General features: G+C 73.1%; 23 protein-coding genes and 2 pseudogenes. 12 read left to right on the top strand and 13 right to left on the bottom strand.

Annotated elements, in window-relative coordinates; all coding sequences use genetic code 11:
• The first annotated feature begins 220 nt into the window (after positions 1–220).
• A pseudogene (locus tag ABZY20_RS08750) lies at positions 221–849 on the top strand (LysE family transporter).
• 92 nt (positions 850–941) lie between these two features.
• Positions 942–1391: a nitroreductase family deazaflavin-dependent oxidoreductase gene (locus tag ABZY20_RS08745; RefSeq protein ID WP_356438558.1), complete on the top strand. Its 450-nt coding sequence runs from the start codon at positions 942–944 to the stop codon at positions 1389–1391.
• A gap of 88 nt (positions 1392–1479) precedes the next feature.
• Here the strand turns inward: ABZY20_RS08745 and ABZY20_RS08740 are convergent, their stop codons facing one another.
• Positions 1480–2400 carry a cation diffusion facilitator family transporter gene (locus tag ABZY20_RS08740; RefSeq protein ID WP_356438703.1) on the bottom strand — a complete coding sequence of 307 codons (921 nt, stop codon included), beginning with the start codon at positions 2398–2400 and terminating at the stop codon, positions 1480–1482.
• Positions 2401–2540: 140 nt separating this feature from the next.
• Here ABZY20_RS08740 and ABZY20_RS08735 point away from each other — a divergent pair, with 140 nt between their 5' ends.
• A complete protein-coding gene (locus ABZY20_RS08735; RefSeq protein WP_356438555.1) occupies positions 2541–3566 on the top strand; it encodes a glutathione S-transferase C-terminal domain-containing protein in 1026 nt (341 codons plus the stop codon).
• Positions 3567–3605: 39 nt separating this feature from the next.
• Positions 3606–3902 (top strand): DUF4235 domain-containing protein, encoded by a 297-nt coding sequence (locus tag ABZY20_RS08730; protein WP_031108703.1) that lies wholly within the window; start codon positions 3606–3608, stop codon positions 3900–3902.
• Positions 3903–3986: 84 nt separating this feature from the next.
• On the opposite strand, the gene ABZY20_RS08725 is transcribed toward ABZY20_RS08730, so the two are convergent.
• Complete coding sequence (locus ABZY20_RS08725; RefSeq protein ID WP_356438552.1) at positions 3987–4379, bottom strand: VOC family protein; 393 nt, start codon at positions 4377–4379, stop codon at positions 3987–3989.
• Positions 4380–4457: 78 nt separating this feature from the next.
• A complete protein-coding gene (locus tag ABZY20_RS08720; protein ID WP_356438549.1) occupies positions 4458–4922 on the bottom strand; it encodes a pyridoxamine 5'-phosphate oxidase family protein in 465 nt (154 codons plus the stop codon).
• Between the two features lie 310 nt (positions 4923–5232).
• Between ABZY20_RS08720 and ABZY20_RS08715 the strand changes: the two genes are divergently transcribed.
• Positions 5233–6264, top strand: a complete 1032-nt coding sequence (locus tag ABZY20_RS08715) for a 7-epi-alpha-eudesmol synthase (protein WP_356438546.1) — start codon at positions 5233–5235, stop codon at positions 6262–6264.
• Between the two features lie 51 nt (positions 6265–6315).
• Here ABZY20_RS08715 and ABZY20_RS08710 read toward each other — a convergent pair whose 3' ends face one another.
• The 6 genes from ABZY20_RS08710 to ABZY20_RS08685 form a co-directional block, all read right to left on the bottom strand.
• Positions 6316–7563, bottom strand: coding sequence for a cytochrome P450 (locus tag ABZY20_RS08710; protein ID WP_356438543.1), 1248 nt, complete (start codon positions 7561–7563; stop codon positions 6316–6318).
• Entirely contained in the window at positions 7560–8165 is a 606-nt protein-coding gene (locus ABZY20_RS08705; RefSeq protein ID WP_356438540.1) for an ATP/GTP-binding protein, read from the bottom strand. The genes ABZY20_RS08710 and ABZY20_RS08705 overlap by 4 nt, the downstream gene beginning before the upstream one ends.
• On the bottom strand, positions 8146–8517 hold the full coding sequence (locus ABZY20_RS08700; RefSeq protein WP_356438537.1) for a DUF742 domain-containing protein: 372 nt from the start codon (positions 8515–8517) through the stop codon (positions 8146–8148). Before ABZY20_RS08700 ends, ABZY20_RS08705 begins: the two co-directional genes overlap by 20 nt.
• The gene (locus ABZY20_RS08695; RefSeq protein ID WP_356438534.1) at positions 8514–8924 is read right to left on the bottom strand and encodes a roadblock/LC7 domain-containing protein; all 411 of its coding nucleotides are present in this window, start codon (positions 8922–8924) and stop codon (positions 8514–8516) included. Before ABZY20_RS08695 ends, ABZY20_RS08700 begins: the two co-directional genes overlap by 4 nt.
• A complete protein-coding gene (locus ABZY20_RS08690) occupies positions 8921–10738 on the bottom strand; it encodes an ATP-binding protein (RefSeq protein WP_356438531.1) in 1818 nt (605 codons plus the stop codon). Before ABZY20_RS08690 ends, ABZY20_RS08695 begins: the two co-directional genes overlap by 4 nt.
• A gap of 292 nt (positions 10739–11030) precedes the next feature.
• Positions 11031–11975: a helix-turn-helix domain-containing protein gene (locus ABZY20_RS08685; protein ID WP_356438528.1), complete on the bottom strand. Its 945-nt coding sequence runs from the start codon at positions 11973–11975 to the stop codon at positions 11031–11033.
• A gap of 71 nt (positions 11976–12046) precedes the next feature.
• Between ABZY20_RS08685 and ABZY20_RS08680 the strand changes: the two genes are divergently transcribed.
• Entirely contained in the window at positions 12047–12997 is a 951-nt protein-coding gene (locus ABZY20_RS08680) for an NADP-dependent oxidoreductase (RefSeq protein ID WP_356438525.1), read from the top strand.
• Between the two features lie 197 nt (positions 12998–13194).
• On the opposite strand, the pseudogene ABZY20_RS08675 reads toward ABZY20_RS08680, so the two are convergent.
• Positions 13195–13593, bottom strand: a pseudogene (locus ABZY20_RS08675) (type II toxin-antitoxin system PemK/MazF family toxin); the annotation flags it as partial.
• A 389-nt stretch (positions 13594–13982) separates the two neighbouring features.
• On the opposite strand from ABZY20_RS08675, the gene ABZY20_RS08670 reads away from it, so the two are divergent.
• The 3 genes from ABZY20_RS08670 to ABZY20_RS08660 all read left to right on the top strand — a co-directional run bounded on the left by ABZY20_RS08670 (position 13983) and on the right by ABZY20_RS08660 (position 15852).
• Positions 13983–14363 carry an anti-sigma factor antagonist gene (locus tag ABZY20_RS08670; RefSeq protein ID WP_356438522.1) on the top strand — a complete coding sequence of 127 codons (381 nt, stop codon included), beginning with the start codon at positions 13983–13985 and terminating at the stop codon, positions 14361–14363.
• Positions 14364–14470: 107 nt separating this feature from the next.
• Entirely contained in the window at positions 14471–15133 is a 663-nt protein-coding gene (locus ABZY20_RS08665) for a DUF4230 domain-containing protein (RefSeq protein ID WP_356438519.1), read from the top strand.
• Positions 15134–15291: 158 nt separating this feature from the next.
• On the top strand, positions 15292–15852 hold the full coding sequence (locus ABZY20_RS08660) for a VanZ family protein (RefSeq protein WP_356438517.1): 561 nt from the start codon (positions 15292–15294) through the stop codon (positions 15850–15852).
• Here the strand turns inward: ABZY20_RS08660 and ABZY20_RS08655 are convergent.
• The 3 genes from ABZY20_RS08655 to ABZY20_RS08645 all read right to left on the bottom strand — a co-directional run bounded on the left by ABZY20_RS08655 (position 15833) and on the right by ABZY20_RS08645 (position 17352).
• Positions 15833–16069, bottom strand: coding sequence for a hypothetical protein (locus ABZY20_RS08655; RefSeq protein WP_356438514.1), 237 nt, complete (start codon positions 16067–16069; stop codon positions 15833–15835). The genes ABZY20_RS08660 and ABZY20_RS08655 overlap by 20 nt on opposite strands.
• A 43-nt stretch (positions 16070–16112) precedes the next feature.
• The gene (locus ABZY20_RS08650) at positions 16113–16400 is read right to left on the bottom strand and encodes a hypothetical protein (protein WP_356438700.1); all 288 of its coding nucleotides are present in this window, start codon (positions 16398–16400) and stop codon (positions 16113–16115) included.
• A 148-nt stretch (positions 16401–16548) separates the two neighbouring features.
• The gene (locus ABZY20_RS08645) at positions 16549–17352 is read right to left on the bottom strand and encodes an SDR family oxidoreductase (RefSeq protein ID WP_356438511.1); all 804 of its coding nucleotides are present in this window, start codon (positions 17350–17352) and stop codon (positions 16549–16551) included.
• A 116-nt stretch (positions 17353–17468) separates the two neighbouring features.
• On the opposite strand from ABZY20_RS08645, the gene ABZY20_RS08640 reads away from it, so the two are divergent.
• The 3 genes from ABZY20_RS08640 to ABZY20_RS08630 all read left to right on the top strand — a co-directional run bounded on the left by ABZY20_RS08640 (position 17469) and on the right by ABZY20_RS08630 (position 20914).
• On the top strand, positions 17469–18509 hold the full coding sequence (locus tag ABZY20_RS08640) for a PHP domain-containing protein (RefSeq protein ID WP_356438508.1): 1041 nt from the start codon (positions 17469–17471) through the stop codon (positions 18507–18509).
• A gap of 40 nt (positions 18510–18549) precedes the next feature.
• Positions 18550–19215 (top strand): HAD family hydrolase, encoded by a 666-nt coding sequence (locus ABZY20_RS08635; protein ID WP_356438505.1) that lies wholly within the window; start codon positions 18550–18552, stop codon positions 19213–19215.
• 493 nt (positions 19216–19708) lie between these two features.
• Positions 19709–20914, top strand: coding sequence for an aromatic acid exporter family protein (locus ABZY20_RS08630; RefSeq protein ID WP_356438502.1), 1206 nt, complete (start codon positions 19709–19711; stop codon positions 20912–20914).
• Positions 20915–20933 lie beyond the last annotated feature (19 nt).

The raw sequence follows: 20933 nt of genomic DNA, 5'->3' as shown, positions 1-20933 counted from the left end.
CGAAACCGTCCGCTCGGGTCCGGGTCGTGTCCGGTTCGGGTCCGGGTCGGGTCCGGGTCGGGTACGGCGGGCGCGAAAACCGGTTGTCGGCGGGGCGGGGCCGGGCACAGGATCCGGCCATGCCCACCTTCACCGCCTCCGTGCCGCCGTCCGCCGCCGTGCGTTACGGGGTCCGGCAGCAGCGGTCCGGCCGCCGTGGAGGGCCGACGCCGCCCCGGTCATGACCGCCGCGCTCGTCGCCGGTCTGCTCGCCGGGTACGGCATCGCCGTTCCCGTCGGCGCGGTCGGGGTCTACCTCGTCTCCCTCACCGCCCGTACCTCCCCGCGCACCGGGGTCTGCGCCGCGCTCGGCGTCGCCACCGCCGACGGGCTGTACGCCCTCGCGGCGGCCCACGGGGGATCGGCCCTGGCCGCCGCGCTGCGGCCGGTGCTCGGGCCGCTGCGCCGGGTCTGCGTGCTGGTGCTGCTCGGGCCGGCGCTGCGGGGGGCGCTGAGCGCGCTGCGCGCGTACCGCGGCCACCGGATCGCCGCGCGGACGCCCACCGCTCCCCCGGGCCCCGCCCGAGCCTATCTCGGGCTCCTCGGCATCACGCTGCTCAACCCCACCACGGTGGTCTACTTCGCGGCACTCGTGCTCGGCTCCCGCGCCACCGGCCCGGCCGGGGCCGTGGAACAGGGCGTGTTCGTCCTGGCCGCCTTCACCGCCTCCGCGAGCTGGCAGGTGCTGCTCGCCGGCAGCGGTGCCCTGCTGGGGCGGGCGCTGACCGGCCGTCGGGGCCGGCGACCGCACTGGTGGCGAGCGGGGTGATGACGGCCCTGGCCGTGCGGATGGCGGTGGCGCCCGGGTGAAGCCCGCCGCCGTCCGGATGATTCCGGGGCGCCGCGCTGTTGCAGGGGGCAGCAGTCAACCGTGGACGCGACACGACGATGGGACGGATGTCATGCCTCTCGAGGGTGAGTACGAACCCAGTCCGACCGGGTGGGTGCGCCGCCAGGTGGAGCTGTACGAGAGCTCCGGAGGCACGCGCGGGACGACCTTGCAGGGCACGACGCTGCCGGTGGTCGTGCTGACCTCACGGGGTGCCCGGAGCGGGAAGCTGCGCAAGACGCCGGTGATGCGGGTGGAGCACGAGGGGCGCTACGCCGCCGTGGCCTCCCTCGGCGGCTCGCCCCGGCACCCGGTCTGGTACTTCAACCTCAAGGCCGACCCGCACGTGGAACTCCAGGACGGCCCCGTCAAACGGGACATGACGGCCCGTGAGGTCACGGGCGCGGAGAAGGCCGCGTGGTGGGAGCGCGCGGTGGCGGCGTATCCGGCCTACGCCGACTACCAGCGCAAGACGGACCGGGAGATCCCGGTGTTCGTGCTGGAGCCGGCCGAGGGCGGGTGACCCGGAGGCCGGCCGCCCGGTGCGGGCGGCCGGCGAAAAAAACTCATTCCTCGTGTGCATGAAGCGTTCCGGGCGGGGCACGCGTGGGTCAGGCCCCGCCGCGCTCCCCCGTCGCGGCGGGGCTTTCTGACGCCTCGCGCGCGAGCCGGTCGGTGACGTCGAGGAAGACCTGGTCGGCCTCGGCGACCGTGTGGGCGATGGAGCGCTTGATGCGGACGGCGACGTCCTCGACGCGCTCGCTGTCCAGGCCGGGCGCCAGGTCGACGCGGGCGGCCACCAGGACCGTGTCGAGGCCGGTCTTCATCGTGAACAGCGCCTCGACGCTGTCGATCTCCGGCTGCGCCTCCAGCACGGCCTGGATCCGTCCGCTGCACTCCGGGTCGGCCGCCTCGCCGATGAGCTGGTCGCGTGCCTCACGGCCCAGCCGGTAGGCGACGTAGACCAGCAGCGCGCCGATGGCGAGCGAGGCGGCCGCCTCCCACACCACCTGTCCCGTGGCCATGTGCAGCGCCATGCCCGCGATCGCCAGGGTCACGCCCAGCACCGCGGTCCCGTCCTCGGCGACGACCGTGCGCAGGGCCGGGTCCTTCATCCCCTCGCGCGCACCGCCCTGCCGGCGCACCTGGTACAGCGCGCGCAGCAGTGAACCGCCCTCGGCGAGGAGTGCTATGCCGAGCACGATCAGGCCGGCGACGTAGCCGCCGAATTCCTCCGCCCCTCCGCCCGTCAGTGCCTCGACACCCTGGTAGAAGGAGAAGCAGCCGCCCATGACGAAGATCCCGACGGCCGCGAGGAGCGACCAGAAGAACCGCTCCTTGCCGTAGCCGAAGGGATGACGCCGGTCGGCGGGGCGGCGGCTGCGGCGCAGGGCCGCCAGCAGGAACACCTCGTTCAGGCTGTCGGCCACCGAATGGGCCGCCTCCGACAGCAGTGCGGGTGATCCCGCGGCGAGACCGCCCACGGCCTTGGCGGCCGCGATCACCAGGTTGGCCGCGAGCGCCACCAGCACGGTGACGCGGGTTCTCCGATCCGTTCCTTGTTCACTCACCTCGGGCTGTTGCCCCGGTCGGCGGCGCTCATACCGTGCCGTCCGCGGAAAACGGGGAACGCGTTCACCAGGGAACTCATCAGGCAGAGGAGGACACCCCCATGAGCCGCGACGACGGCGACGACGGCAACAGTGCCTACGGAAGGAGGGCGTTCAAGCGGTCCAAGGCGCATTTCGCGGACCGGATCACGGCGGACGGGCGGGACGGCTGGCCGGTGGAGGCGGGCCGCTACCGTCTGGTCGTCAGCCGCGCCTGCCCGTGGGCGAGCCGGTCGCTGGTCTCCCGGCGGCTGCTCGGCCTGGAGGACGCGCTGTCCCTGGCCGTCGCCGACCCGATCCAGGACGACCGCAGCTGGCGCTTCACGCTGGACGAGGACGGCCGCGACCCGGTGCTCGGCATCCGCTATCTGGGTGAGGCCTACGACCGGCGGGAGACCGGCTATCCGGGTGGTGTCAGCGTGCCGGCGATCGTGGACGTGCCCAGCGGGAAGCTGGTCACCAACGACTACCAGCAGCTCACGCTCGACCTCGCCACCGAGTGGACGGCCCTGCACCGGGACGGGGCACCCGACCTGTACCCGGAGCGGCTGCGCGACGAGATCGACGAGGTGATGGCAGACGTCTACGAGGACGTCAACAACGGCGTCTACCGGGCCGGTTTCGCACCCCGGCAGGAGGAGTACGAGGGTGCCTGCGCACGCCTGTTCCGGCGGCTCGAGCTGCTGGCCGGGCGGCTGGAGCGGCAGCGGTACCTCGTCGGCGACACGCTCACCGAGGCCGACATCCGGCTGTTCACCACGCTGGTCCGCTTCGACGCGGTCTACCACGGCCACTTCAAGTGCAACCTCTGGAAGCTGACGGAGAACCGGGTGCTCTGGGGGTACGCGCGTGACCTGTACCAGACACCCGGATTCGGCGACACCGTCGACTTCGACCACATCAAGCGGCACTACTACCAGGTGCACACGGGCATCAACCCGACCCGTGTCGTGCCCCTGGGGCCGGACCTGTCCGGCTGGCTGACCCCGCATCACCGCGAGGAGCTGGGCGGCCGGCCGTTCGGGGACGGCACACCGCCCGGCCCGGTGCGCGCCGACGAGCGCGTCCCGGCCGCACACACCCCCTGACCCCGTTCACCCGAACCCCCAAGTACCGAGGAGATCCAAGTGGCGAAGAAGAAGAAGATGTCCCTCGCCTACCAGCCCCTGGGCTTCGTGCTCGGCTGGTCGGGCGGCTGGCTGGCCGGACTCGCCTTCCGCAAGACGTGGATGGCGATCCGGCACGAGGAGGACGCGCCCGACGCGCTGGACAAGGACCGCGGCTGGGGCGAGGTCCTGCTGGCCGCCGCGATCCAGGGCGCCATCTTCGCCGTGGTGCGCAGCGCGGTGGACCGCGCGGGCGCCAAGGCGATCGAGCGCTCGACCGGCACCTGGCCGGTCGGCGAGAAGGGCGGCAGGGACTGACGGCGGCGCGGCCCCGTCCGGCCCTGGGCCGGACGGGGCCGGCGTGTGTCCGCAGCCGTCCGCGCGCGTCCGCCCGCGCCGGGCTCAGCCCTGCTTCGGTGCCGTCGGCGCGGTGCGGCGCAGGGTGAAGGAGTGGCCGGCCGGGTCGGCGTAGCCGCGCTCCTCCAGGGGACCGGAGGCGTCCTTGGCCTCCAGGGGGCGGCCGCCGAGGCTGACGACGCGGCGCTCCACGGCGTCGAGGTCGTCCACCACGAACTCCAGATGGGCCTGGAGGGAGTTCTCGGGGCGCGGCCAGCTGGGCGGGGTGGCGTTGACGTCCCGCCGCAGTGCGATCCGGAAGCCGTCGGCGCTGACGATCTCCACCCGGTTGGCCGTGGCGTCCGCCTCCTCCCCCTCCAGCAGCTCCTTGTAGAACACGGCGAGCTTCTCGGGCTCGGCGCAGTCGAGCACGAGGACCCCCGCTTTCACCAGTGCCATGTCTCCTCCGCAGGTTCCGGCCGCGGGACTGTCGTGCCCCGCGGCCCCGTACCTTGCGGATATCCCCGTACGGCCGATTCAGTCGGTGTGCAACCACCGTCCGTCGCGCATGAGTTCGCGGCCGTCCAACTCGTCGGCCTCGCGCCAGGCCTGCACCCGGCGCGGCACGACGCGGAAGTAGAGGTAGGGGGTGGCCAGCTCGCGGGGGTCGAATCCGGTCTTGGCGGCGAAGAGTTCCGCGTCCTGCTCGGTCAGGCCGGCCGGCTCGATCGTCTCCACGGTGCCGTCGACCATGACGACGTCGCGGGTCGGGCCGATGCCGACGCGGGCCGCGCCGGAGGCGGCGAGGTTCCGTCCGGTGCGGCTCGACGCGGGGGTGGCGAAGAGCAGGTACGAGCCGTTCCAGAGGAAGGACAGCGGGACGAGGTACGGCTCCCCCGACGTGCTGTCGGCCGTGGCGACCCAGGCGTCCACGTCGTGGTCCAGGCGGTGCAGGGTGTCCTTCTTGCGCTGCTCGGCGCTGCGTGCGGGCGGGGACGTCATCGTCGGAGGGCCTCCTGGCGAGTCGCGGGACGGACGCGGTCCAGTGTGACGCGGAAAGGCCCCCGGGGCCCGGGAAACCAGGCCGATGCCGGGCGAGGGAGGACGGAGTGTACGCAGCTCAGGCGGTCGGCGCAGTTACCAAGATCACGGCGGCGTCGCGGAACGGCTCGTTCAGGCCCCGGCTAGGCTCGTACCGCTTCCCGGTTCAACTTCCGTATCGGGAAGCCGAGTTCGAGTGGCGGACGGCGACGGCAGCCGTCCGCTCGCAGGGATCGGGGGACTCTGCGGTCCGTTCCCCGAAAGGAAGCGCATGCCTCAGGACGTCCGGTTCGATCTCCCCTTCGACACCCCGGTGAGCGAGCATCTGGAGTACGCCCGCGCGCGCCATCTGCGCTGGGTGTGGGAGATGCGGCTGGTCCGCAGCCGGGAGGGGTTCGAGGAGTACAAGTCCTGGGACCTGCCCCAGGCCGCCGCCCGCACCTACCCCTACGCGTCGGCGGACGACATGGTCGTCCTGATGAACTGGTTCTCGCTGGCGTTCCTCTTCGACGACCAGTTCGACGCGAGCCGCCCCGACCGTGCCGACCGCATAGCGGAGGTGGCGCGGGAGCTGATCGTCACCCCCCTGCGGCCGGCCGGCAGTCCGCCCCGGGTGGTGTGCCCGGTCACGCTGGCCTGGACGGAGGTCTGGGGCCGTCTCTCGGATGGCATGTCCCTGACGTGGCAGAGCCGTTTCGCCGCCTCGTGGGGGCGGTTCCTGGTCGCGCACTGCGAGGAGGTCGACCTGGCCGCCCGGGGGCTGGAGGGCACGCTGGGGCTCGACGAGTACGCGGCGTTCCGGCGCCGTACGGTCGGCATCCACCACAGCATCGACGCGGGCGAGCGCAGCCGCCGCTTCGAGGCGCCCGCTCAGGCGGTGGCGCACCCGGTGATGGAGCGGATGCGCGATCTGGCCGCGGACACCATCGGGTTCATGAACGACATCCACTCCTTCGAGCGGGAGAAGCGCCGCGGGGACGGCCACAACCTCATCGCGGTGCTGCGCCGGGAGCGGGGCCTGTCGTGGCAGGAGGCCACCGACGAGGCGTACCGGATGACGACGGACCGCCTCCAGGAGTACCTCGAACTCCAGGCGCGCGTGCCGCGGATGTGCGACGAGCTGCGGCTCGACGACGCGGAGCGGGACCGGGTGCGGATGGGCGTCGAGGCCATCCAGCACTGGATCAACGGCAACTACGAGTGGGCGCTGACGACCGGCCGCTACGCGGCGGCGAAGGAGGGCGCGGTGGCCACCGCCGAACGCGCGGGGCGCGGCTCGGTGGACGACCTGCTCACGGTGTGACGGCGGTGGTGCCCGGCCGGTCGCGGCCGGCCGGGCAGCGCCGCGCCCCGGCTACACGGCGAACTCGACCGGCAGGCTGTCCAGCCGGGACTCCCAGGTGGAGGCGGTCGAGGTGAGCTCCTCCGGCGGCACGGCCAGGGTCAGGCCGGGCAGGCGGTGCAGCAGGACGTCCACGGCGATCTCGATGACGGACTGGCCGATGCTCTGCCCGGGGCACTCGTGCGGACCCGAGCTGAACGCCAGGTGGGCCTGGTTGCCCTGGACCGAGACACCGGTGTCGGGCCGGATCTCGGGGTCGGTGTTGCCCGCCGCGAGGCCCAGCACCAGCAGGTCGCCCTCCTGGATCCGGTGCCCGCCGAGTTCCAGGTCGCCGGCGGCGAACCGGCCCGGCATGACGGCCAGCGGCGGGCTGTTCCACATGACCTCCTCCACCACGGCGGAGATGGTCAGCTGACCGCTGATCAGTCCGGAGAGCCGTGCGGTGTCGGTGAGGATCAGCTGCAGGACCCGCGCCAGCAGGTTGCTGGTGGTGGTGTGCGCGGCGATCAGCACGAGACGCAGATGGCTGACCACCTCCTCCTCGTCGAGGCCGGCCGGGTGCTCCAGCAGGGCGGTGGTGAAGTCGCCGCCGGGCTCGGCCCGCTTGCGCTCGGCGAGTTCACCGAGGATCGCCACGATCCGCTCGTTGTGCGCGAGGGCGTCCTCGCCGCCCTTGAGGACCTGGGCGCAGGACTCGACCAGGTCGCGGCCCTGGGCCTCGCCGAGGCCCAGGATCCGGGACAGCACCAGCATCGGCAGGTATTCGGCGTAGTCGGCGACCAGGTCGGCGCGCCCGGCGGCCGCGAAGGCGTCGATCTGCTTGTTCGCGAAGTGGGTCGCGTGGCGCCGGATGCCCCGGCCGGCGGCCGCCTGCAGTCCGTCGGTGACGGCCGCCCGCAGCCTGCGGTGCGGCTCGCCGTCCTGGGAGACGCAGTCCGGCCGCCAGCCGACCATCGGGATCAGCGGCGAGGTCTCCTCGACCCGCCCCTCGGCCCAGTCCCGCCAGATGCGGGCGTCCCGGCTGAACTGGCGGGGGTTGCCGAGGACCCGCCGGTTGTCGCGGTAGCCGAGCACCAGCCAGGCCGGCACGTCCCCTTCGAGCAGCACCGGGGCGACCGGCCCGTGCTCCTTGCGCAGCCGCTCGTAGATGGCCGACGGGTCCGTCGCCGCCTCCGGCCCGTACAGCCGGGTCAGGTCGGCGCCGCGGTGGTCGACCGGGCAGCCGCGCGGCACCTGGAGGTCTTCCTGCTGATCGGTCATCGGGGCTCCAGGGACACGGCGGAGCGTTCCTTCAGATGGTGGATCAGGGCCACCAGGACGTCCCGGCTGGAGGCCCGGTCGCGGGCGTCGAAGGACACCACCGGGGTGTGCTCGGGGATGTCCAGGGCGTCGCGGATCTCCGCGACCGGGAAGGGCCGGGAGTCGGGGAAGACGTTCAGCGCGACGACGAACGGCACGTCCTGCCGTTCCATCTCCTCGATCGCCCGGAAGCTGGACTCCAGACGGCGGGTGTCCACCAGGACGACGGCGCCGAGCGCGCCTTTGAACAGCCCGTTCCACAGGAACCAGAACCGTTCCTGCCCGGGCGTGCCGAACAGGTACAGCACCAGGCTCTCGTTGATGCCGATCTTGCCGAAGTCCAGGCTCACGGTGGTCTGCGTCTTGTCGGTGACGCCGATCAGGCGGTCGACGCCGGCGCTGGCCTCGGTGAGGGTCTCCTCCGTGGTGAGCGGTTTGATGTCGCTGACCGAACGGACCATGGTGGTCTTCCCGGTGCCGAACCCGCCGGCGATCATCACCTTCACCGAGCGGGTGTCCCCGGCCGCCGGCCCTCCGGGTTGGTCAAAGCCTTTGAAGTCCACTGAGTACCTCCTCAAGGAGCGCGAGGTCGGGCCCGCGGCCGGCGTCGTGTGCCGGGATGGGGTGACGGGCTTCGACGTGACCTGCCTCCAGCAGGTCCGACAGCAGCACCGCCAGAATGTTGAAGGGCAGCCCGAGGTGGGCGCCGAGCTCGGCGACCGACAGCGGGTCGCGGCAGCGGCGCAGGATCTCCTCGTGCTCGTGCTGCATGCCCGGTGACGGGGCGGCCCGGGCGACCACGAGGGTCGCCACGTCGAGGCTCGACGCCGCACCGCCCGGCCCGCTGCGCCCTCCGGTGAGGACGTAGTAGCGCTCGAGGCCGGACGGGTCGGAGGGCCTGCGAGGAGCACTCATCCAGAGTGCTCCTCCAGGCGCGGAGTGGTGCCGAGGAGCTCACCCATCCTGCGGGCCAGGTCCCTCATCTGGTGTCCGAGCAGGCCCTGGTCGAGCCCTTCCCTGGCCAGGACCCCGAGGTACGTCTCCACTCCGGCGCGCACGACGAACAGGTGCCCGCCGTCCACCTCGATCATGGCGAGGCGCAACTGCCCGGCGTACTGCGGGAACTGCTCGGCGACCGGCTGGGCCAGGGCCTGCAGTCCGGCCACCACGGCGGCGAAACGGTCGACGTCGTCGGGGTCTTCGGCGCCGTAGGAGGTGATGGCCTTGCCGTCGCTGGAGGCCACCAGGGCGAAACGGATCTCCTTGATGCTCTCGACGAGATCGCGGAGCGCCCAGCTCACGTCGGTTCCTTGTTGCGTCATGACGACCAGTCGCTCTCTTCGGTGCGGTGCTCGGCGGACTCACGTCCGGCGGGGGTGTCGGGGGCGCCGGCCCGGTCGCCGGCCGTACGGGAGGCCTCGGTCGCGTCGCGCCCGGCGGTGGCGAAGGCGGCGAGGCCGGAGAAGGAGGCGTCCGGCGGGACGGCGGCGACGGTGCCCCGCCCGGTCGCGCCGGCGGTCTTCGGCTCGACGGCCTCGCTGCGCCTGCTGCGGCGCCGGGGCAGTCCGCCGGGCGTGGTCTCCGCGGTCCCGGAGGGGGCGGCGGGCGCCGCCCCGGAGGCGGAGGAGGTGGTGAGCGTCTCCCGGGGCGGCGTGGCCACGGCGGTACGGGCTCCCGCGGCGGACGGGGCGGAGGCGGCCGGAGCAGGCGCGGCCTGGGCGGGCGCGGCCGTGGGCAGCGGGCTGAAGTACTTGTGCGGGACGACGACCACGACGGAGGTGCCGAGCCACGGCGAGTCCGCGAACGTCACACGGATGCCGTAGCGGCGGGCGAGGGTGCCGACGACGCGCAGGCCGATGCTGGCGTCCTCGGTGATGCCGCCGAGGCCCGCGCCCGGCGCGGTGCCCGCCAGGGCATGTTCGGCCTCGCGCTTCTTCTCCTCGCTCAGTCCCTTGCCGGAGTCCTGGATCTCGATGCCGACGCCGTTGGGGACCTCCCTGCCGGAGACGAGCACCGGCTCGCTGGGCGGCGAGTAGCGGGCCGCGTTGTCCAGCAGGTGGGCGAAGATCAGCGTCAGGTGGTCCACGAGGCCGCCGTCGACGCCGAGTTCGGGCAGGTGGTGCACCTGGACGCGGTGGAAGTCCTTGATCCGGCCGATGCCGCCGCGCACCACGCTCAGCAGACGCTGCGGCTCCTGCCACTGGCGTCCCGGGCGGTCCGAGCCGCCGAGCACGCCGATGCTCGCGGCGAGGGAGTCGGCGGGGCCAAGCTCCTGGTCGAGCTCCATCAGACCGCGGGCGACGGACGGCAGCCGGCCGTGCTCGCCCTGCATCTCGTGCAGACGGCCGCGGAGCTTGCTGGTCAGGACGTGGATGCGGTTGCCGATGCTGATGACGGCCTGCTCGGCGGTGGTCGAGCGGTCGAACTCGGCCTCCAGTCCCCTCAGGGCGGTGCGCAGCAGCTTGCGCAGCTCCGCCTGGAGTTCGGAGCTGACCTTCGCACACTGGTTGACGGTGGGCAGGACGTCGTCGATGGACTCACCGGAGCGCAGCCGGTCCATGGCCGCGGGCAGCTGCTCGTCGGCGAGCCGGGCGACCGCGGAGAGCTGGTGGGAGACCTGCTCCTGCCATGCCTCGGCCTGCTCGGCGAGCCGGGTCTCGTAGGAACCGGTCTGCTCGGCGAGCCGTGCTTCGTAGGAGCCGGCCTGCTCGGCCAGCCGTTCCTCGTAGGCCCTGGAGCGGTCCGCGAGCTCCGACTCGTACGTGGCGCCCTGTTCCGCGAGGCGCTGCTCGTACGCGGCGTTCTGCTCGGTGAGCCGGGACTCCAGGGCGGTGCGCTCGGCGGAGAACTTCCGCTCCAGGCCCGCCACATGCTGCTGCCACTGCTGGTTGTGCTCGGCCTGCGTGGCGCGGAAGGAGCCTTCCGCCCGGTGCAGCTGCGCCTTGGTGCGCAGCAGCAGGCGTACGCACACGGCGCCGGCCGCCGTGGCCGCGAGACCGGCGACGGCCGCGGATATGCGCTCGGAGCTCATGAATGTGGCGGCTACCGTCCCGCCTCCCAGGCCCAGTGGCAGCAGCCACCAGCTGTGCCAGGCGACAGGTGCCCGCGCCGCCGGTGGCGGAGTGGCGAGTTCCATCTGCATCCTTCGAAGCAACACGATCAACGGGGGGGTGTATGGACCGCACTCATGAGTACGCAACTGCGGGTCGATCGGACGCGATCGCGTCAACTCGCAGCGCCGATCGGAACCTTATCGGGTTCGAACCCGAAAGGATCAATCTCGACCCCCTCCGGACGTGAGGGTTCCGTCACGCTCCGACAGAAAGCAACACGTCGACAAATGGCCTGTGAGAGCGGGTACTTGACGCTTCGACAGATGGCGGCACGGGATCCGCGCGGGGCCCGTGGGCGGGCGTGGGCGGGCCGGGTCAGCGGGTGCTCTGGAACGTGCGGCGGTAGGCCTGCGGGGAGACCCCGATCGCCGCGTGCAGGTGCTGGCGCAGGGAGGCGCCGGTCGCGAAGCCGACCCGGCCGGCGATCTGGTCGACGGTGAGGTCGCTGGACTCCAGCAGGTGCCGGGCCCGGGACACGCGCTGCTGGATCAGCCAGCGGCCGGGGCTGAGGCCCGTCTCGTCGTGGAACCGGCGGGCGAAGGTCCGCCGGCTCATCCGGGCGTGGCCGGAGAGGTCGGCCAGGGTGAGCGGTTCACCGAGGCGCTCCAGGGCCCAGGCACGGGTCGCGGCGGTGGAGGCCGCGCCCGGTTCGGGGACGGGCTGCTCGATGTACTGGGCCTGACCGCCGTCCCGGAACGGCGGGACGACGCAGCGCCGGGCGACGCTGTTGGCCAGTTCGCTGCCGTGGTCCTTGCGGACGAGGTGCAGGCAGACGTCCACGCCGGAGGCGGCGCCGGCGGAGGTGAGGAACGGGTGGTCGTCGACGAACAGCACGTCCGGGTCCAGGTCGACGCGCGGGAACATGCGCCGGAAGTGGTCGGCGACCTGCCAGTGGGTCGTCGCCCGGCGCCCGTCGAGGAGTCCGGCGGCGGCGAGGACGAAGGCGCCGGTGCAGATGGAGACGATGCGGGTCCCGGGGCGGATCAGGGCGAGCGCGGCGAGGACGTCGCCGGGCACCTCGTCGCTCAGCCGGGCGGGCGCGACGGGCGCGATCACCACCGTGCCGGCCGTGGCCAGGACCTCGGGTCCGTGCTCCACGGTGATGCCGAAGTCGGCGTTCGTGCGGACCGGGCCGCCGTCGGCCGAGCAGGTCAGCACCTCGTACCGGCCGTCGGCCGCACCGAGGATCCGGCTCGGAATGCCCAGTTCGAAGGGGTACACCCCGTCGAGGGCCAGGACCACCACTCGCTCACGCCGCATGGCACGATCTTATCGAAGGTTGACCATCTTGCCATTGGCGGACGGTGTCCGGACCGGCACGCTTGATGACCATGAGCACACAGAAGACGATGCGAGCCGTCAGCCAGGACGTCCTCGGCGGTCCCGAGGTCCTGAAGACCGTGGAGATCGAGCGCCCGGCACCGAGGCCCAACGAGGTGCTGGTCCGCGTACGGGCCGCGGGCGTCAACCCGACCGACTGGAAGCACCGCGCCACCGGCGGCTTCCTGGGCGAACCGCCCTTCGTCCTCGGCTGGGACGTCTCCGGCGTGGTGGAGGCCGTCGGGATCGGCGTGGCCGCGTTCGCGCCCGGCGACGAGGTCTTCGGCATGCTGCCGTACCCGTTCGGGCACGGCTCGCACGCGGAGTACGTCATCGCGCCGGTCCGCGCCCTCACCCGCAAGCCGGCCGGGCTGGACCACGTCCAGGCGGGCGCGCTCCCGCTGGTCTCCCTCACCGCGTGGCAGGCGCTGACCGAGCACGCGGACCTGCGGCCCGGGCAGCGGGTGCTGGTCCACGCCGCGGCGGGCGGGGTCGGGCACGTGGCGGTGCAGATCGCCAAGGAGCGCGGCGCGTACGTCATCGGCACGGCGAGCGCCGGCAAGCACGAGTTCCTGCGGGAGCTGGGCGCGGACGAGGCGGTGGACTACCGGGAGACGGACTTCGCCGAGGCCGTGAAGGACGTCGACGTCGTCCTGGACACGATCGGCGGCGACACCTCCGTACGCTCGCTGCGCGTGCTGCGCCCCGGCGGTGTCGTGGTGTCGATCCTCCCGGTCGGCTCGGACGACTTCACCCGGGAGGCCGAACGGCTCGGAGTCCGCGCGGTCCGCATGCTGGTGGACGCCGACCGGGCCGGCATGGAGGCGATCGCCCGCCTCGCCGAGTCGGGCACGCTCCGCGCCACGATCGCCGGCACGTTCCCGCTGGCCGCCGCGGCCGAGGCCCACGAGTCGGGCGACACCGGGCGGACGACGGGGAAGCTGGTGCTGGTGAACGAGTGAGGGGGCCGGGCGGCCGGCTGGCGGATGACTGAGGGGCCCACGGGGTGCGCGGGACCTGAGGGCCCCGGGGGTCCGCGGTCACCCCGGGGTTATTGCTCCAGCCCCAGATCGTGATCTTGTTGCTGGAGTGCGGTGGAGAGGGGGCGGCGGTCGGTCGTCGACGAGATCGAGCTGAGCAGCACCGGCATCCGCCAGGCGAGTCCTCCGAGACGGCGGGCGTCTTTGATCTCGCTGATCCTGGCGGCCGTCATCGGGGTCCACTCCCTCCTCTGCCCAGCGGCACGGAGGGCTTCTCCCACCTCGCTGAGCTTCACGGAGGACAACACGCCCGCCCGCTCGATCAGGTCGTCCCGGGCGACGGTGGTCAGCCATGTGCACGGAGTGAAGCCTGGACGGGGGAACGCGAACCTCAGCACGCCTTCGAAGGGCAGTCCTTCCGGGGCTCCTACAGCCACTTCGACGCCCAGGCCTCTGATGTCGACGCCCGCCGGCGCGACAACCTGCATCGCCTGAAACCCCGATGACTCCTCGTCCGAGAGCAGCACGACCGGGCGCCGCTCATCGAAGTCGACCCACCAGACTTCACCGCGTTGCATGTGTCCTCCTGGGACGAGACGGCGGGCGAGCGCTGCGTGCCCCGTGCGGGACACGGAAGGGATGCGGCCCCGTCTTCGAGCCACAGCGTAGCCAAGCGGGATGCCGACACCGTGCGCGATGACGCGCGCGAGTACGTGCCGGAACGCCCTCGCCGCGCCACACAGCCCCCGCTCCCCCACCGAACGACCCCCCACACCCCCCTCCACGCGCCCGCGCTCACCACCGCGCAAGTCCCGGCGCGAAGCTTGGCCAAGTCGCACGCAATTCAAAGACATATGTCAATCGAACATGCTCAAATTCACTCGTTGGAGGGTAACTTGCAGGGCGGGGAACGGTTTTGAGGGCCGCAGCCCCTCCCCCTTGGACGGAGCAGGGAGGCGATCTCGTCGTGCGGCAGGAACCTGCGCCGCTCACCCGGCATCTGCGCGTCCGCCGGGAACGAGGGCACACGGTGCTGGAGTTCCGCGGCGAGATCGACCTCGCCGCGGCCCACGAGATCGCCCCGCACCTGGACCGGGAGACCCGCCGCCCCGCGGCCCGGCTGGTGATCGACCTCAGCCGGATCGAGTTCTTCGACTGCTCGGGCCTGCGGCTGCTGTACCGGGCCCGCAGCCGCGTGGTCGCCCAGGGCGGGTACGTGCTGCTCGTCTGCTCCCACCCGCTGACCCTGCGCGTCCTGCGGATCACCGGCCTGTCCCGGCTGCTGCCGCCGCAGCCGACGCTGGACGCCGCGCTCGCGCAGCCGGAGGCCACCTCCCGTCCGGGGTGAGGCGCCCGGTGCGCCCTCCGTGCTCCCTCCGCAGGGGGCAAGCCCCAACTCACCGGCCTAGCAGGGGTCGTTGCGGGCATGCGGACAGCAGGAAGGAGGGCCGTCGCATGACCACTGACGTCAAGCGTCTCCCCAGGCGCGTGCCCGGCTGGGTGAAAGTGGTGGCCGCGCTCGTACTGGTGCTGGTCGTGTTCTTCGCCGGGATCCGGCTGAGCGTGATCCCGGGCCTGAAGGACGTGTTCGGCACCGACACCCACGACCGTTCCGGCCCCGCCCTGCTGAAGTCCGTCCAGGACCTCAGCCGTTACGACGCCGCCTCCGGGAACTTCCAGGTGGTCGTGGACCTGGAGAAGGACGCGAAGTTCCTCCCCGACGCGATCCGCGGCACCCGCACCCTGTACGTCGGGGCGGGCACCGTCGACGCCTACGTGGACCTCGGCAAGATCGGCGAGGACGACGTGCGGGTCGACGCCGACCGTACGTCCGCCACGCTCCGGCTGCCCCACGCCCGGCTCGGCAAGCCGGCCCTCGACCCCGACCGCTCCTACGCCGTGTCCAAGGAGCGGGGTCTCTTCGACCGGCTCGGGGACCTCTTCTCGGACAATCCCAACAGCGAGCAGGCCGTGCAGAAACTCGCGGTGCGGCACATCGGCGACGCCGCGAAGGAGAGCGAACTGACCGCACGCGCCGAGTCGAACACCACCGGCATGCTCCAAGGACTGCTGCGATCCCTCGGCTTCAAGGACGTGCGCGTCTCGTACGGCGACTGACCGGGCTCCCGGCACCCGCGCTCCCCGCCTCGCGGCACCCCTCGGGGAGTGCCCGGGCGAAAGGCGGGCAACGGAGGGTGTGCGGCCGACGGCGGCATCTTCGGGGCCCGGCGGACAACCACCGGGCCCCGCAGGGAAGTTGAAGACTGGAGGACAAAATGGCCAGTGCAGGCTCACGCTCCCGGAGCGCCGGATCCGAGGGCGAGCGACGCCCGCTCCCGCTACCCGTCCGGCTGCTGGCGATGCTGTGCGCCTTCGTGTTCATGGTCGCGTTCGCCGTGGTGCTGGCGCGGCTGACCCTGCAGCCCTCGCCCGCCTCGGAGGCACTGACCCACAGCAACCTCCAGCCGGGCAGCTCGGTGAGGGCCTATCTCGACCAGCCGGAGCTGCGGGACGCCTTCAAGCAGATCGGCGGCAACATCCTGCTGGGCATCCCCTTCGGCGTCCTGGTGCCGGTCGTCGCGCCGCGCACCCGCGGCATCCTGCGGGTGCTGCTGCTGACCGCGATCGTGATGCTGCTCGTGGAGTTCGCGCAGGGCGCGCTCATCACGGGCCGCGCCTTCGACATCGACGACGTCATCCTCAACACGACGGGCGCGCTGATCGGCTACCTGCTGCTGGGGCGCAGGCTGAGCCGGGCCGTGCACGCGCGCAAGCCGCGCGCGGGCCGGGCGGAGAAGAACGCGCCGCCGTCCGCCGCTAGTGCACGGTCCAAGTGAACTTGTCGCCCCCGACCCAGCGGACCACGTCCGGGTCGTCCAGGTCGTGGACCCTGATGCCGAACGCGGCGGCGGCCGCGAGGACATCGGTGACGGCCCTGGCCTCTCCGACCACCTGGCCGTCGATCTGCACGATCCGGAACGGCGGTGGGCCCGGTTGCACCCCGAGCACCATGATCCGCGGGTGGGACATGTGCGGGCTCGCGATTTCGGTCATGCATCGAGCGTAGAGCGGAAACGGCGCTCGCGCGGGGTCCGGATCAGCGGTCGAGCAGATCGAGAACGGCCGCCCCGATCGGCCCCTGGGTCGCGGGGCGGCCGAAGTCGCCGTGCTCGCCCAGCCGGGTGAGCGCGGCGGCCCTGGTCTCGCCCTGTGCGAAGAGCTCGAAGACGCGCGGGTCGATGGAGGAGGCCCGGCACACCGCCGGGGTGTTGCCGAGGTACTGGCGGCGTCCGGCGGCGTCGGTGCCGACCGCCTGGAGGTGGCCGCCAGGGCGGTGGCAGATCCACACGTCCCGGCAGGCGGGCGGGATCACCAGGGTCTTGATCCGGTCGAGGTGCCGGGGATCGGTGAGGGGCCCGCCGTCAGTGTCCAGGTATCGGTGTCCAGGTAGCGGAAGCCGCGCCCGTGGCGGACCCGGCCGAAGCCGGGTTCGTCGCCGGAGCCGGTGCCCAGTCTCACCGCGGCCCGCTCGCTCAGGGACGGCGCCAGTCGTGGCTGCGCAGATGCGAGCCGGCCTGCGGGCCCATCCGCAGCATGCCGCCGTCGACGCTCCAGGAGGCGCCGGTGACGTACGAGGCGTCCGGGCCGGCGAGGAACGCGATCACGGCGGCGACCTCGCGGGCGTCGCCGGGCCGGCCGAGCGGTACGCCGGGGCGGCTCTCGGTGTGCGGGTCGGTGTCGTCCTGCCCGGTCATGGGCGTGGAGATCTCACCGGGTGCGACGGCGTTGACGGTGATGCCGTGCTCGGCGAGTTCGAGGGCCATGACCTGGGTGAGCAGGCCGAGCCCGCCCTTGGCGGCGCAGTAGGGGGCGGCGCCCACACGCGGCTGGTGCTCGTGGACGGAGGTGACGTTGACGATCCGGCCGCCGTCGCCCTGGCGGATCATGTGCCGGGCCGCCCTCTGCCCGCACAGGAACGGCCCCACGAGGTCGACGTCGAGGACCTCGCGCACCTGCGGCAGCTCCAGGTCGAGGAAGGGGGTCATGGTGCCGGTACCGGCGTTGTTGACCAGCACGTCCAGGCGGCCGAGGCGCTCGCACAGCTCGTCGACGGTGTCGGCGGCCTCGGGCAGCCGGGTGAGGTCCATCCGGGCGATCTCGGCGCGCCGCCCGTGCGACCGGACCTCCTCGGCCGTCTCCCGCGCCCCCTGCTCGTCGCTGTGCCAGGTGATGCCGACGTCCAGCCCCGCGCGGGCCAGGCGTACGGCGGTGGCCCGGCCGATGCCGGAGTCGGCGCCGGTGATCACGGCGACCTTGTCGTGGCTGGGGGCGGACATGACAGGCCTCCTCGGCGGAGCGGACGGGACGAGGCATCGCAGTACCCGGGTGGGTACCGGGCAAACCGGCCGTGCGGCCCGCCGGGCCCTGGGGAACCCTTGAGGTGGAGGTGGCGATGGATCCCGTGGAGGCACTGGAGCGGATCGCCTTCCTGCTGGAGCGGTCCCTGGCGCCGACGTACCGCGTGCGCGCCTTCCGTACGGCGTCCCGGGTGCTGAAGGAGCTGGGCGAGGACGAGGTGCGGCGGCGGGCGGCGGACGGCTCGCTGGAAGGGCTCAAGGGCGTCGGGCCGAAGACCGCCCAGGTGGCGCGGGAGGCGCTGGCCGGGCAGGTGCCGGGCTATCTGGAGAAGCTGGAGAGCGAGGCGGGGGAGCCGCCGGCCGTGCGGGGCGGGCAGACGCTGCGGGCGCTGCTGCGCGGGGACTGCCATCTGCACTCCGACTGGTCGGACGGCGGCAGCCCGATCGAGGAGATGGGCCGGGCCGCGGCGGCGCTGGGCCATGAGTGGGCGGCGCTCACGGACCACTCGCCGCGTCTGACGGTGGCCCGCGGGCTGTCACCGGAGCGGCTGCGGGAGCAGCTGGACGTGGTGGCGGAGCTGAACGGCACGTGGGCGCCGTTCCGGCTGCTGACCGGGATCGAGTGCGACATCCTCGAGGACGGCTCGCTCGACCAGGAGCCGGAGCTGCTGGACCGGCTCGACGTGGTGGTGGTGTCGGTGCACTCCAAGCTGCGGATGGACGCCCGGTCGATGACCCGGCGGATGGTCGCCGCCGTCCGCGACCCGCACTCGGACGTGCTGGGGCACTGCACGGGGCGGCTGCTGACCGGGCGGGGGCGGCCGGAGTCGGAGTTCGACGCGGACGAGGTGTTCGCGGCGCTCGCCGAGACGGGCACGGCCCTGGAGATCAACAGCAGGCCGGAGCGGCTCGACCCACCGCGGCGGCTGCTGCGCCAAGCCGTCGACGCGGGGGTGCTGTTCTCCGTGGACACCGACGCGCACGCGCCGGGGCAGCTGGACTGGCAGATCAACGGGTGCGCGCGGGCGGAGGAGTGCGGGGTGCCGCCCGAGCGGGTGGTGACGACGTGGTCCCTGGACGACCTGCTGGCCTGGACCCGCGAGCGGCGGCTGCCGTCCGGCGTGGGCGGCGGCTGAGGTGGTACCCGGCGGGGCCGGAGAGAAAGGGATGACACTCATGGCACAGGCGGAACGGGCGGCCGTCTTCGACGTCGACGGCACGCTGGCCGACACCAACCACCTGCACGTCGTGTCCTGGTGGGAGGCCTTCCGGCAGGCGGGGCACGACGTGCCGATGCACGCCATCCACCGGGCCGTGGGCCTGCCGTCCACCGACCTCGTGGCGCACGTGCTCGGCGACGACCGCGACCCGGACCAGGACGCCGGCATCAGCGCCGGGCACAAGGCGCTGTACGGGCAATACTTCGGCCGGCTGCCCGCGCTGCCGCAGGCCGGGGAGCTGCTGCGGCGCCTGCACAGGGACGGCTGGACGGTGGTGCTGGCCACCTCGGCGGGCGGCGCCGAGCTGGGCGCGCTGCGCCGGGCGATCGACGCGGACGAGGCCATCACCGCCACGGCGAGCGCCGACGACGTCGACGCGGGCAAGCCGTCCCCCGAGCCGGTCGAGCACGCCCTGGAACTGGCCGGGGTGCCCGCCGAGCGGGCCGTCTTCGTGGGCGACACGGTCTGGGACATGCGCGCGGCCGCCCGCGCCGGGGTGCGCCGCGTCGGCGTCCTGTGCGGGGGCATCCCGCGCGCCGACCTGGAGAGGGCCGGCGCGGACGCGGTCTACGCCGACCCCGCGCACCTGCTGTCCGCCCTCGCGGACAGCCCGTTGGCATGAGGAGGCATGGGACCCCGGGTCGCGCGGTTACTCGCAGCGGATGACGCGTGTGACGAGTGCGGTCCGGCGGACGGCTGACGCCCTCCGCCGGCGGACAGGTGGTGACGGCGGCGGTACGGCGGGCGGCACCCGCCCGGACGGGCGGGGGAACCGGGCGGCGAGGCCCGGCAGGCCGACGGACGGCACCCGCCCCGACGGACGGACGAGCCGTGGGGTGGGGGCCGGCAAGGTGGCGGACTCCGCACGTCCCGACGGACGGACGACCCGTGGAACGGGAACCGCCGGGGCCGCGGACGGCACCCGCCCCGACGGACGCACACACCGTGGACCGGACACCGCCGACACCACCGACTCCGCACCCCCCGACGGACGGACAACCCGCGGGACGGGCACTGCCGGGGCCGCGGACGGCACCCGCCCCGATCTGCACACGCACACCGTCCACGTCCCGGGAGCCACCGGAATCACGAGGGCCGGCCGCAGGGCGCACGAGGTGCGTCCGCTGGACGCCGTGCGGCGCGAGACGCGCGGTATCACCGACGCCGCCCGCGCGGCCTTCCGGCGGCCCGGGCGCGAGCGGGACCTGCTGGTCCAGTCGCTGAAGGCGGCCGGTGCCGCGGTGCTCGCCTGGCTGATCGGCGGCGTGTGGATGGGCGACCCGCTGGCGCTGATGGCGCCCTGGGTGGCGCTGGTGCTGGTGCAGGCCACCGTCTACAGCTCGGTCATGCAGGGCGCCCGGCAGTTCGGGGCGATCTGCGTCGGTACCGTGCTGGCCTCGGCGGCCCAGGCGGTCACCGGCGACACGACGGGCGCGCTGGCCCTGTCCGTTCCGATCCTGATGCTGCTCTCGAACTGGCCCCGCTTCGGCGACCAGGGCATCTACGCGGCGACCACGGCCATGTTCACCCTCACCGCGGGCACGGTGAGCTCGTACTCCGTCGGGCACCGGGTCGGCCAGGCCGCCCTCGGCGCCGTCATCGGGGTCGCCGTCAACGCACTCGTCCTGCCGCCGGTGCATCTGCGGGACGTGCGCGAGAACCTGGCGACTCTGGCCCGCGAGTCGGGGAACGTGCTGCGCACCGTCGCCGGGGACCTGCGCGAGGGTGACTGGGACGCGCAGACCGCCGCCGGCTGGCTCAGCGCCGCGACCCGGCTCGACCACTGTCTGGACGCCCTGCGCTCGGCACGCCGCTGGAGCCAGGAGAGCCTGCGCCTGACCTACGGTCCGCTGCGCCGCCTGCACCGCGTCCCGCTCCAGCCTCTGCCGCCCCCGGACGAGGACGAGCGTCTGGCCCGTGTCACCGGCCACGTCACCGCCCTGACCCGGGCCCTCGCGGTGGCCGTGGACGACAACCGCACACCCGCGCCGCCCGGGGGCGCCGCCCTACGCGCCTACGCGGATCTGCTGGACCTGATCGGGGCCGCCTGCCACACGGAGGCCGAGCGCCTGCTGAACGGCGGTGTGGACCTGCGACGGGACGGTGAGGCGGACGGCAGGATGCGGGAGCTGCACGAGCATCTGCAGGAAGGACTGCGGGAGCAGGCCGGGCAGGGAGCCGCCCCCACGGCGGTGCTCGGGACGCTGCTGCTGCAGGCCGAGAACCTGTGGGCCGAGGTCGTCCCGGTCCACGAGGAGGAGGGCACGGGAGCGGAGGGCACGGGCGAGGAAGGCACGGGAGCGGTGGCGCCGGAGCAGTGACACACGTCACCGCGAGAAG

Source organism: Streptomyces sp. NPDC006624 (assembly GCF_040611555.1).
Lineage (GTDB): Bacteria > Actinomycetota > Actinomycetes > Streptomycetales > Streptomycetaceae > Streptomyces.
This window is presented reverse-complemented; position numbering and strand designations above follow the sequence as displayed.